This is a genomic window from Neobacillus vireti (assembly GCF_036962345.1).
In the GTDB taxonomy this organism is placed as follows: domain Bacteria; phylum Bacillota; class Bacilli; order Bacillales; family Cytobacillaceae; genus Neobacillus; species Neobacillus vireti_A.
Genome location: NZ_JBALNB010000002.1, coordinates 84,188 through 96,784 on the forward strand (window position 1 = coordinate 84,188; position 12,597 = coordinate 96,784).

The window sequence follows — 12,597 nt, forward strand, 5'->3', positions numbered from 1 at the left end:
TCTCCTTCTTACACTTGGATTTTACTGCCTGCTGCAGGCCTTAACCAGCAGCTGATGAATAGGCTGAGCAAGTGCAACTAAATCATATTTTTCCTCATTCAAAACCCAGGTTGTAACGGTCTCATCCATCGTGCCGAAAATCATTTGTCTAGCAAGACGGACATCGAGATCACTCGCAAACTCTCCCGATTCTTTACCTTCGATGATGATTTTATCGATCACTTGCAAATATCCTTTAAGAACATTATTTATTCTCAGACGCAGCTCTTTATTAGATTGTCGTAATTCGAGCTGTGTTACGATTGCCATGTGATGATCATCAGCTAGGTTTTTGAAATGAGCATCTATCATCATTAATAACTTCTCCACCGCCGTCTCTTTTCCTGCTATTAATTCCTCTATTTTTTCAATAAAGCTTCCCATTTTCTCTTCAAAGAGGGAAATGAGGATGTCTTCTTTGTTTTTAAAATAAAGATATATGGTACCATCCGCAACACCTGCCTGCTTCGCGATTTTCGAAACCTGTGCCTGATGATATCCCACCTCAGCAATCGCAATGACCGCTGCATCAATGATCTGCATGTATTTAGGTTTATTTTTTTTCACTATTTTCTCTCCTCTGTAAAGAAGATTTATTAAAGCTCTTTTGAAGAAAAAAGCTTGCAAACTAGATTCTAAAAACGAAAAATAACTATTTCCACGTTAAAATCGGCTTTAAGATTTTAACAACAGTCATTACGAAAATAGCCTTTATCAAAAAGAAAAAATATGAATGAATAATCATTCATATTTTTATAATAGATATTACTTTGATTTCTGTCAAGAAAACAAAGACTATTTTATATTACTTTACTCCATGTTAAGAGACAAGCTTTATCATGCAAAAAAAAGAAGTGCAAGAAGTTAGGCATGTTTTTTGTTTTCTTCCTCTATTTTTCTCATGTCTTCTTCAACGAGTGTTCTTCGTAAAATTTTCCCTATTGCTGTTTTCGGTAATTCCTCTCTAAATTCATATAATCTTGGCGCCTTATAGGCAGCTAAATATTTCCTTGCAAATTGGTTTAAGTCTTCAGAAGTAAGCTTTGAGCCTTCTTTTAACACCACATAGGCTTTTACGGTTTCTCCACGGTATGGGTCAGGAATACCAGCAGCAACTGCCTCTACAACCTCAGGATGTTCATACAAAACTTCTTCTATTTCTCTTGGATATATATTAAATCCGCCAGCGATAATCATATCTTTCTTTCGATCGACGACATAGAAGTATCCATTATCGTCCATATATCCAAGGTCACCTGTATACAGCCAGCCATCTTTGATGGTTTCCTCCGTTGCCTCTGGACTATTCCAATACCCTTTCATGACTTGAGGACCTTTAATGATGATTTCACCAATTTCTCCAACAGGTACGATGTCCCCATTTTCCATAGAAACAATTTTCACTTCTGTATTTGGCCATGGAACACCGATACTTCCTTTTATCCGTGGACGATCCCATAAGAAATTTGCATGTGTCACAGGGGATGATTCTGTCAATCCATATCCTTCAACGAGTTTTCCGCCAGTAATCTCCTCAAATGCCTCTTGTACTTCAATTGGCAGCGGTGCCGAGCCGCTTAGGCAGGAATCAATCGATGACAAATCGTATTTTTTTATATCTGGATGATTTAATAGACCGATATAAATGGTTGGTGCACCTGGAAAAAGTGTTGGCCGCTGCTTTTGAATCGTTTTTAATGTAGTTAAAGCATCAAACTTTGGTAAGATAATCATTTTATATGCCTGCATAACAGATAAAATCATAATGATTGTCATCCCATATACGTGGAAAAATGGGACAATCCCTAAAATTGACTCTTCTCCTGGCTTTGCTTTGTACAGCCAGGCGCTGCACATGGAAGAGTTTGCTACTAAATTTCGATGTGTCAGCATAACTCCTTTGGGAGAACCTGTTGTTCCGCCTGTATATTGAAGCAGGGCAACATCCTCCTCAAAATCGAAGCTATACTCCACTAGTTTTGTAGGTTTCATTTTTACGATTTCTTTAAATAAGTGAGTATTGCCTTCATGTTTAACATTCACGACAATTCCATATTGCTTTTTCTGGATAAAAGGGTAAACTAAATTTTTTGGAAATGGCAGATAGTCTTTGATAGCGGTTACAATTATGTGCTGCAAATTAGTCTTAGGCATCACCTTAGAAGCACGAGGATAGAGGATGTCGAGTGTGATGATCGCTTTTGCTCCGGAGTCCTTCATTTGGTATTCAAGTTCACGTTCCGTGTATAATGGGTTTGTTTGAACAACAATCCCACCAGCCATTAGTATCCCAAAATAACTGATGACTGATTGCGGGGTATTAGCTAGCATGATCGCAACTCGGTCACCTTTTGATATCCCAATTTGCTGAAGGTAGCTGGCAAAAGATAATGACTCTTCGTATAGCTCTTTATAGGTCATTTCCTTCCCCATAAAATGGATAGCTGTTTTTTCTGGAAAGTTATTCGCCGCATCAACAAGATACTGTTGAACTGGCGCCTTTCTAAATTCTAGTTCTCTAGGAATTTCATCTGGATAAGACACGAGCCACGGTTTTGACTCATACATAGTAACCCTCCTTATATTCAATTGTAAAATTTTCCACTCCCCTTCATTATAATATAGTCAGACTCTTTAAACAATTAGAATTATAAGATATGTTTACTATTTCACGAAAGAAAAAAATCATCGCGCAAATGTAACGGCGATGATTTTTCTGATTGATTATAACAACATGTACCCCAAACCGATTAGCAAAAACAAGGCGCATAAACCAAGAAGTACTTTAGCTAATGTCTCCACTTTTTTCTCCCCTTACAATATTCCCGCACCTATTACATAGGATAAGCCGATCGATATAATCATGGCAATGAATCCAACAGCACGATTGTCATTTTTAATTTCATCATCTATGTTAAATTTAGGTGTTAAAAATTCAAAGATAAAATATCCAGCCAGTAAAAGCATAAAACCAAATACTCCCCAGCTAATCATTGTTACCAAAGAATCATTTTGTTCAATGGAATAACGGAAAATGTTAGCAATTCCGAATATTTTCCCTCCGGTTGCCATTGCCACAGCAAAATTACCGTTTTTGATTTCATCCCAATTTTTATATTTTGTAACTAATTCAAAAATGGCTAAAAATACTATGACACATAATATAACTACGCTATAATTGGCTGCACTTTGAACATACATATTATCCCAAAACTGGTTCATTGCACAATCTCCCCGAATATTATTAAAGGCTTTTTATACAATCGAGAACCATACAAAAAGGACCTTATTTAAATTCCACGATGGTAACACCTGAGCCGCCCTCTCCAGCTTCTCCAAACCGGATTTTCTTAACAGAGCGATGATTTCTTAAATACTCCTGTACTCCCTGTCTTAATGCACCCGTGCCTTTCCCATGAATAATCGATACACGAGGATAGTTTGATAATAAGGCATCATCTATATATTTTTCCACTCTTGAAAGGGCTGCCTCATATCTTTCTCCACGTAAATCCAACTCAAGCTTCACATCCGCATCTCTGCCTCTAACGATTGCCATTGGTCTTGTCTCTACCGGCTTCGGCGTGTTCATAAACTCTAAATCCTTTTCTTTGACCTTCATTTTCAGGATACCGATTTGAACCAGCCATTCATTATTGGAGACTTTTTCAACCAGTGTACCCTTTTGATCAAATGTGAGAACTTTGACCTCATCACCGGGTGTCAAGGTATGCTTTTTCGTTTTCTTGCTAGCTTGAGATGATTTCTTCACTTCAGGTGTCGCGGCTTCGAGACGGCGTTTTGCATCAATTAATTCATGTTCCTTAATTTCTGCATGCTTTTCAATCCTCATTTTACGAAGATCACGAATAACCTTTTCAGCCTCACTCTTCGCCTCTTCGAGTAATTCACCAGCTTGTTCAGCAGCTTTTTCAAGCATGGCATCCTTGTTCTCATAAAATTCAATCATTTGCTTTTGCATATCCTGATGAAGCTTTTCTGCCTGTCTTAAATAATCACGTGCCTCTTCTTGTTCCGTTTCAGCCTGCCGCTTACTTGCCTCAAGCGAAGCAATCATCTTATCAATCTGATTGCTATCCTCACTTACATGTGACCTTGCCGCCTGAATGACACGGTCATTTAAACCTAATCGTTTTGATATTTCAAAGGCATTACTTCGTCCTGGAACTCCAAGCAGGAGCTTATAGGTTGGGCTCAATGTTTCAACGTCAAACTCGACACTGGCATTTAAGACACCATCACGATTATAGCCATATGCCTTTAATTCTGGGTAATGCGTGGTAGCTATTACTCTCGCACCTCGATTATGCACCTCGTCTAGTATGGAAATCGCAAGCGCAGCACCTTCCTGCGGGTCAGTACCCGCACCAAGCTCATCAAACAGTACCAGAGAGTTGAAATCAACTTTTTCCAAAATATCAACAATATTAACCATGTGGGATGAAAAAGTACTCAAGCTTTGTTCAATGGACTGCTCATCACCAATGTCTGCATAGATGGCATCGAAAACTGCCAGCTCTGACCCGTCATAAGCAGGAACCTGTAATCCTGCTTGCGCCATTAACGAACATAAACCGAGTGTCTTTAAGGTAACCGTTTTACCACCCGTGTTTGGTCCAGTAATGACAATGGTTGTATAGTCTTTCCCAAGCAAAATATCATTTGGAACAACCTCGTCAATAGCTATTAATGGGTGCCTTGCTTTATACAATGCAATTCGTCCCTCATTATTAATCTGAGGCATACTTGCTTTAATTTTCCGACCATATCTGGCTTTAGCAAAAATAAAATCCAAATTCGCCAGTACCTCTACGATTACTTGAAGCTCCGACTCAAATTCAGCACTTTTGGCAGAAAGCTCCATCAAGATTCTTTCAATTTCAAGCTGTTCTTTTACTCGAATATCCTGCAACTGATTGTTTAATTGGACAATCACTTGCGGTTCAATAAAGAGCGTTTGCCCTGATGCACTTTGGTCATGGATAATACCGCCATAATGACCCCGATACTCTTGTTTGACAGGAATAACAAAACGGTCATTTCGGATGGTGACAATGGAATCCGACAACATCTTAGCTGCATTTGATGAGCGGATCATACTCTCTAATTTTTCACGGACACGTGCTTCATTTGACCTCAGCTGCTGCCTTAACGTACGTAAAAGATCACTTGCACTATCAAGGACCTCACCGCTTTCATCAATCGCGTGCCGAATGGACTCTTCTAGGTTTGCTAAAACGATAATCCGGTCTACATGTTCCATTAGAATCGGAATTTCTGTTCTTTCTTCAGCAATCTCCTCAATAAATCGCTTCATTTGCCGGCTAGCACGGATGGTACTAGCGATTTGCACCAACTCATGAGAACTTAAGACACCGCCAATTACCGAGCGTTTAACATGTCCGCGGATGTCATAAATTCCTGATAATGGGACATTTCCTTTAATCCTTATAACCGTTGAGGCCTCATCTGTTTCCTTTTGAAGCCGTACAACTTCTTCGTAATCTGTTGATGGGATCAAATTCCTTAATTTATCTATTCCTAGTGATGATGATGCATGCTCAATGAGCTGATCCCTCACTTTGGTAAATTCCAATACCTTTAAGGTTCTTTCTTGCATGGAGTAACCTCCTTATTTTCGGTTATGCAAAAACTCTAGTAAGTCAGTCGGTTCCAATGTATTGATAACCGAAGATTTTTTTATCCAGCCCTTTTTCGCAGTTGAAACACCAACATCCATATGTGATAACGTTTCTTTTTTATGGGCATCTGTATTAATAAATAGTTTCACCCCAGCGTCTTGGGCTTTCCTAAGATATTCCGCTTTAAGGTCTAAGCGATTAGGGTTGGCATTCAGCTCTAAAGCTGTATTTGTTTGTTTTGCTAAGTCTATAAGCAGATCAATATCAACATCATACCCTTCGCGGCGGCCAATTTTCCTGCCGGTAGGATGGGCTATTAAATCAACATGTGCATTTTTTAATGCTGTCGTTAACCGTTCCATAATTTTTTCTTTTGGCTGTGAAAAGGCAGAGTGAATGGACGCGATGACAAAATCCATTTCTGCCAGCAGATCATCCTCATAATCCAACGTACCATCTGGCAAGATGTCCATTTCAACACCTGATAATATTAGTATATCATCGTATTTTTCATTTAATTTTTTTATTTCTTCTTTTTGCTGCAGTAGACGCTCACGCGTCAGCCCATTTGCGACTTTTAAGTATTGAGAGTGGTCGGTAATGGCCATATATTTATAACCCTTTGCACGGCACGCTTCAACCATTTCTTCAATCGTATGAGCTCCATCGCTCCAAGTGGTATGCATGTGAAGGTCACCCTTAATATCACTTAGTTGGATTAATTCATCTTTAAAGTCATGAAAATCCTCGACTTCTTTCCCGTCTTCTCGTACTTCTGGCGGAATAAATGGCAGGTCAAAATGCTTGAAAAACTCTTCTTCCGAAGTAAAAGTAAGAATTTCACCAGTCTCCACATTTTCCACGCCATACTCACTTATTTTTTCACCGCGTTCCTTCGCCAGCTGCCTCATCCGGACATTGTGGTCCTTTGAACCGGTAAAATGGTGGAGAGTAGTAATAAATTCTTCTGGTTTCACAATTCGAAAATCAACAGAAACATCATAATCAAACCCAAAAACAAGTGATACCTTCGTATCTCCAGCGCCAATTATTTCTTTACTATTAGGTAAATCCAACAAGAACTGCTTTACCTTTTCAGGCTGTTCGCTTGAAATAATAAAGTCTAGATCTTTAACGGTCTCCCGCACTCTTCGCAGACTTCCTGCACGTGAGAATCGATGAATTTCAGGAAGTTCAGAAAGCTTTGCTTCAATCTGCTCTGCTATAGGAAGCATGTAGGCAAGCGGCAGTCTCTCAGGTCTTGAACCCACATTAGCAATTGCACTTAGTATCTTTTCTTCCGTTTTTTTGCCAAAGCCTGCCAGAGCCTGTACTTTTCCTGCATTACAGGCTTCTTCTAATGTAGTGACATCTTCAATTCCTAATTCTTTGTGAAGCTTTGCAATCTTTTTCCCGCCAAGCCCAGGTAATTGTAATAACGGAATTAAACCTTTCGGAACCTCTTCTTTTAGCTCTTCCAACACCGAGGAAGTCCCCTCGTTTATGTATTCTTCAATAACAGCTGCCGTCCCCTTGCCGATTCCTGATAGCTTAGTAAAATCCTCGATCTCAGTTACGCTGCGATCATCAAATTCCAATGCAGACGCAGCTTTGCGAAAGGCAGATACCTTGAAGGGATTTTCACCTTTCAGCTCCATATATATAGCAATCATTTCTAAATGACGGATAACATCCTTTTTGTTTATCTCCACAATTTCCACCCACCTTGCTTTATTTTAACCTTTCTAATAGAAAAACTTCTCCTTACAGAGAAGTCAATGCAGCTGAATATTCAATCCACATACTTTTTATTTGTTGCGAAAGGAACGGCGTATGGTTGACCATTAAGTTTGCGATAATGGAATCATCCAAAGGTTTCTGCATAAATTCCATTGGTACTAGCGCACCAATATATAATAAAATAAAGATAATTAAATAGACTTCAGCAAAACCTAGTATTCCCCCTGCCCATACATTTAATTGTCTAAGAATAGGCAAATGGGCAATAAAATCGAGCATGGATCCAATAATTTGCAGCAGTATTTTCACCGCAAGAAATATGATAACAAATGCTATTGCGCGGTAAAAAGCCTCCTCCATATTACCATTCTCACTTAATAATTTTAAAGGAGAAGTGGTTCCAAGATTCGGATATGGAACCCATAGTGTTAATTTAGGCGCCAAATCACCATAGTATAAATATGCTACGATGTATGCAATAATAAAACCTGTTATATGGACGAACTGTAAAATAAAACCTCTTTTTAAACCGATGAAAAAACCAAAAACGAATAATAAAATAATTGCTAAATCAAGCATGACTTATTCAGTCCTTTTCCTTTTGTAGTTCAGCTTGAAGCCGCTCTAATTGTTCCTTCACTTTAATAAAATCATTGACAGCATTAACCGCAGTTAAAACAGCGAGCTTATTCACATCTAACAATGGATTTCTGGAACCAATTTCGCGCATTTTCTTGTCAACCAATGAAGCGACATGTCGAACATGATTTTGATCCTCGTTACCTAAAATAACATATTGGGTTCCGTATATATCTACGGTTGTTCTGGTTTTTTCTTTATTTGACAAGTTACTGCCTCCATTCGATTCGAAGAAATCCCTATTTTATAATATAACACGAACAGATATGTGTCGAAAAGGGAAACAGTCTCACGTGGACTTTTTTTCCTTTTAATAGAAAATTGTCGAGGAGTGGTTTTTGATTGGGAAATGTAGTACTAAATCTAAGTTTGTCAGAAATTAATAAAATGAAAACCTATTATCAGGGTAAATTGCTAGAAAAAATGCCACCAGGCAGTGTGTTTGCAGCGAAAACGGCGGGCTGTACAATTACAGCCTATAAATCAGGTAAGGTGTTGTTTCAGGGAATGGGCAATGAAGCGGAGGCCAGCAGGTGGGGAGAGGCAACTAGTTCGAATGCCCCTGCAAAATCAAAAGCTCCCAGCGGTAATTTACCGCAGGGGTTCAGTCAATTGTCTGTCATAGGTTCTGATGAAGTTGGTACCGGTGATTTTTTTGGCCCCATAACTGTCGTAGCCGCCTATGTTCGAAAAGAAGATATCCCGTTATTAAAGGAATTAGGTGTCAGAGATTCCAAGGATTTAAATGATGAAAAAATCATTGCGATAGCTAAGGTAATCAAAGATGTCGTTCCATTTAGTTTGATGACGTTAAAAAATGATAAATACAACCAACTTCAAAAGTCAGGAATGTCCCAGGGTAAAATGAAAGCAATTCTTCATAACCAGGCGATTCTAAATGTATTGGAGAAAATTTCTCCCGTTAAACCAGATGCTATACTCATTGACCAATTTGTCCAGGGGAGCACCTATTATCAGCATGTGAAAAATCAAAAAGCCGTAGCGCAGGAAAATGTTTATTTTAGTACGAAAGCGGAGGGTATTCATCTGGCTGTAGCAGCAGCGTCAATCCTTGCCAGGTATGCGTTTGTTCAATATATCGACAAACTTAGTGAATCAGCAGGCTTTAAGATACCAAAAGGTGCCGGTGCTCAAGTCGATGAGGCTGCAGCTAGGCTAATTTTAAAAAAAGGCCGCGAAGTATTGCCGCAATTTGTGAAGCTGCACTTTGCTAATACGGAAAAGGCAATGAATCTTGTGAATAAAAAGAGAGGATAATGGGTTTGCAATTGTTTTTGTAAGTAATACGTTTCATGAGGCCTCTTTTTAGAATTTTGGGGATTTCGGGCTTCATGAACCTTTCATGAGGTCACTTTTTTTGAATCTGAAGATTTCGTGCTTCATGAACCCTTTAAGTTGCACCTCATTCAGATTTTTTCTAACTCACACAAAAAGTAGACAAGTTTACATAGCTACCCTGCATATGTATGAATTAGGACAAATATCTGAGAGGGGTTTTGACATGAGATTTTTAGCAATTAAGAAAGATACCATTCTGTTCGTTTTAGCAGGTGCTGTAGTTCTCGCTGCTTTATACGGATGGTTTATGTTCAAAGAAGATAGTACGATGGTATTTAATCAACAATCTGATAGTGAAGTTCGGGAAATTGATATGATTACAGCTGAATTAAAATCTCATACGGTAGATGGTAAACAGATGGAGACTTTTCGCTGGGACCCAGGAACTATTTTTTTAGAAAAGGGCGAGAAAGTTAATTTATATATTAGTGGTATCGGGAATGAAGATCACCCTTTTTATATTGAAGGCACAGATATTAGCGGAAAAGTTAGTAAAGGCGAGCAAACAATGGTTCCGCTTCAATTCGATAAAGCGGGAACATACCGATTAATTTGTGAAACGCATGCTCATCGTGACCACTCGGTCCCTATGATTGGTTATATTGTTGTTAATTAGAGCTAGCACTCTTTTTATTCAAAAAAATAACAAAGTGTAGGGGATAAGAAAAAGAGTATCGGTAATCGATACTCTTTTTTGCGGTACTATTTATCCTCTAAGTACAGCTCCAGCCTTATTCTTCAAAGCTTCTAGCACTTGAGAGTGGACTTTTGTTACTTCTTCATCTGTTAATGTTCGTTCTGGGTCCATATATTTCAGCGAGTAGGCAATGGATTTTTTACCTTCTTCCATGCGTTCACCTTCGTATAGGTCAAATACCTGTACTTCTTTTAATAGCTGTCCGCCCGCAGTTTGAATGATATCCTTTAATTCACCTGCAACGGTTTCTTTATCCACGACAAGTGCGATGTCTCTTGTGATGGAAGGGAAACGTGGGATAGCTTCGTATCTTAAGGCTGCTGTCGCTTCCTCAAGTACTGCTTTTAAGGAAAGCTCAAACACATAGGTGTCTTTTAAATCAAGCTCTTTTTGCATCGTTGGGTGCACTTGGCCAACAAAACCGATTCTTTGACCATTTAAGTGAATCTCTGCAGTACGTCCTGGGTGCATATTGTCCACTTTAGCTTGAACAAAATTCACCTTTTCAGTAAGTCCTAATTTTGCAAACAAACCTTCTAAAATACCTTTAAGAACATAGAAGTCAACAGCCTTTTTCTCACCCTGCCATAAATGGCTGTGCCATAGACCTGTAATCGCTCCAGCTAAATGCTCCTGCTCTTCAGGTAAGACTTCGTTTCCATTAGCTAAGAATACTGCGCCTGTCTCATATACAGCGAGGCTGTCGTTTTTACGAGCACTGTTGTATTTTAAAACTTCCAATAGCTGCGGCATAATACTTAAACGCAGGATACTGCGATCCTCACTCATCGGCATTGCTAAACGAATGAAGTCGCGCTTTTCAAGTGCGAATTGGGCAGCCTTTTCTTCACTTGTTAATGAATATGTTACCGCTTGGTACAAACCAGCACCTTCTAAATATTGGCGCACAACACGGCGTTTTTCCTGATAAGCAGATAACTTTCCTGGTGTCGCTTCACCGATTGGCAATGTTTTTGGAATATTGTCGTAGCCATATAAACGTGCCACTTCTTCAATCAAGTCTTCTTCAATTTTGATGTCGCCGCGGCGTGTTGGAGCTGTTACCGTAATTGTTTCACCTTCACTGCTGACCGAAAATTGAAGACGTTCGAAAATAGCCTCAACCTCAGTAACTGTCAGGTTTGTGCCAATTACATTATTTATTTTTTCCAACGTAACAGAAACGACTGCTGGTTCAACGGTTAGTGTATCAACTTCTGATGTACCTTCTAATACTTCACCGCCTGCATATTTTGCCATCAAGTAGGCTGCACGTTCTCCAGCAGCACGAACTCGATTTGGATCAACGCCCTTTTCAAAACGAGCACTCGCTTCACTTCGTAAACCGTGGTCTTTTGATGCTTTTCTCACAGTACCACCTGCGAAATAAGCCGCCTCCAACAATACTGATGTTGTATCTGACGTTACCTCCGAATTTGCTCCGCCCATTACACCTGCTAATGCAACCGGTTCTGTTCCATTGGTAATCACTAAATGGTCAGATGTTAAGGTACGTTCTGCGTTATCAAGAGTTACAAATTTCTCGCCATCCTGTGCACGGCGAACAAGAATTTCTTTTGAACCTAAACGATCATAGTCAAACGCATGTAATGGCTGACCATATTCTAATAGAATATAATTGGTGATATCGACCACATTATTGTGCGGACGAATGCCTGCAGACATTAGTCTTGTTTGCATCCATAGTGGTGCAGGACCGATTTTTACATTTTTAATGACTTTTGCTGCATATAAAGGATTATCTTCATTTGCTTCCACTTTTATGGTTATATAATCTGTCGCTTTTTCATTCACAGGCTCAAGATTGATTTCTGGCAATTTTACATCACGACCCAGAATCGCAGCAACCTCATAAGCCACTCCTAGCATACTCAAGCAATCTGCACGGTTTGGTGTTAGGCCAAGTTCAAGAACTTCATCATCACGGTTTAATAATGCGATCGCATCACTTCCAACCTCTGCATCCTGAGGGAAAACAAAGATCCCTTCTGCATACTCCTTCGGTACAATCTTCGCTTCCATTCCAAGTTCGGTTAGCGAGCAGATCATTCCATTTGATTCTTCACCGCGAAGCTTTGCACGTTTAATTTTAAAATTACCTGGCAGAACTGCCCCAACTGTTGCTACTGCAGCCTTCTGCCCCTCGGCAACATTTGGTGCTCCACAAATAATTTGTACAGGTTCTCCCTGACCGATATCCACCTGACATTTGCTTAATTTATCTGCATTTGGATGCTGGACACGTTCAACCACGTGACCAACGACTACTCCCTTAATTCCTTCGTTAAGGACATCTACACCCTCAACCTCAATCCCGCTTTTTGTGATTTTTTCAGCTAATTCATCAGCTGAAACTCCGGATAAATCAACATAATCCTGGAGCCATTTATATGAAACGAACATCTCGTGTTCCTCCTTTTTTCTAATTCGAGGTGGTAA

The 12,597-nt window shown here is 39.4% G+C and carries 10 protein-coding genes; 2 read left to right on the plus strand and 8 right to left on the minus strand.

Annotation, left to right across the window (positions count from 1 at the left end; translation table 11 throughout):
- Positions 1-21: 21 nt before the first annotated feature.
- The 7 genes from V7108_RS00950 to zapA form a co-directional block, all read right to left on the minus strand.
- On the minus strand, positions 22-606 hold the full coding sequence (locus V7108_RS00950; protein WP_335517372.1) for a TetR/AcrR family transcriptional regulator: 585 nt from the start codon (positions 604-606) through the stop codon (positions 22-24).
- Between the two features lie 297 nt (positions 607-903).
- On the minus strand, positions 904-2,607 hold the full coding sequence (locus V7108_RS00955) for a long-chain-fatty-acid--CoA ligase (protein WP_335567138.1): 1,704 nt from the start codon (positions 2,605-2,607) through the stop codon (positions 904-906).
- A 246-nt stretch (positions 2,608-2,853) separates the two neighbouring features.
- Entirely contained in the window at positions 2,854-3,261 is a 408-nt protein-coding gene (locus V7108_RS00960) for a DUF350 domain-containing protein (RefSeq protein ID WP_335517379.1), read from the minus strand.
- 64 nt (positions 3,262-3,325) lie between these two features.
- Complete coding sequence (locus tag V7108_RS00965) at positions 3,326-5,680, minus strand: endonuclease MutS2 (protein ID WP_335567139.1); 2,355 nt, start codon at positions 5,678-5,680, stop codon at positions 3,326-3,328.
- 12 nt (positions 5,681-5,692) lie between these two features.
- Positions 5,693-7,414 carry a DNA polymerase/3'-5' exonuclease PolX gene (gene polX / locus V7108_RS00970; protein WP_335567140.1) on the minus strand — a complete coding sequence of 574 codons (1,722 nt, stop codon included), beginning with the start codon at positions 7,412-7,414 and terminating at the stop codon, positions 5,693-5,695.
- Positions 7,415-7,466: 52 nt separating this feature from the next.
- Entirely contained in the window at positions 7,467-8,021 is a 555-nt protein-coding gene (locus V7108_RS00975) for a CvpA family protein (RefSeq protein WP_335517388.1), read from the minus strand.
- 7 nt (positions 8,022-8,028) lie between these two features.
- Complete coding sequence (zapA, locus tag V7108_RS00980) at positions 8,029-8,289, minus strand: cell division protein ZapA (RefSeq protein ID WP_335517391.1); 261 nt, start codon at positions 8,287-8,289, stop codon at positions 8,029-8,031.
- A gap of 134 nt (positions 8,290-8,423) precedes the next feature.
- Between zapA and rnhC the strand changes: the two genes are divergently transcribed.
- Together rnhC and V7108_RS00990 are read left to right on the plus strand one after the other, a co-directional pair.
- The gene (gene rnhC / locus V7108_RS00985) at positions 8,424-9,359 is read left to right on the plus strand and encodes a ribonuclease HIII (protein WP_335517395.1); all 936 of its coding nucleotides are present in this window, start codon (positions 8,424-8,426) and stop codon (positions 9,357-9,359) included.
- Between the two features lie 244 nt (positions 9,360-9,603).
- On the plus strand, positions 9,604-10,056 hold the full coding sequence (locus V7108_RS00990; RefSeq protein ID WP_335567141.1) for a cupredoxin domain-containing protein: 453 nt from the start codon (positions 9,604-9,606) through the stop codon (positions 10,054-10,056).
- A 90-nt stretch (positions 10,057-10,146) separates the two neighbouring features.
- On the opposite strand, the gene pheT is transcribed toward V7108_RS00990, so the two are convergent.
- Complete coding sequence (pheT, locus tag V7108_RS00995) at positions 10,147-12,561, minus strand: phenylalanine--tRNA ligase subunit beta (RefSeq protein WP_335567142.1); 2,415 nt, start codon at positions 12,559-12,561, stop codon at positions 10,147-10,149.
- Positions 12,562-12,597: the final 36 nt, after the last annotated feature.

Coding starts and splice junctions, on each gene's coding strand:
- V7108_RS00955 (WP_335567138.1), bottom strand. CDS start 2,607: ATGTATGAGTCAAAACCGTGGCTCGTGTCTTATCCAGATGAAATTCCT.
- V7108_RS00960 (WP_335517379.1), bottom strand. CDS start 3,261: ATGAACCAGTTTTGGGATAATATGTATGTTCAAAGTGCAGCCAATTAT.
- V7108_RS00965 (WP_335567139.1), bottom strand. CDS start 5,680: ATGCAAGAAAGAACCTTAAAGGTATTGGAATTTACCAAAGTGAGGGAT.
- V7108_RS00975 (WP_335517388.1), bottom strand. CDS start 8,021: ATGCTTGATTTAGCAATTATTTTATTATTCGTTTTTGGTTTTTTCATC.
- V7108_RS00990 (WP_335567141.1), top strand. CDS start 9,604: ATGAGATTTTTAGCAATTAAGAAAGATACCATTCTGTTCGTTTTAGCA.
- pheT (WP_335567142.1), bottom strand. CDS start 12,561: ATGTTCGTTTCATATAAATGGCTCCAGGATTATGTTGATTTATCCGGA.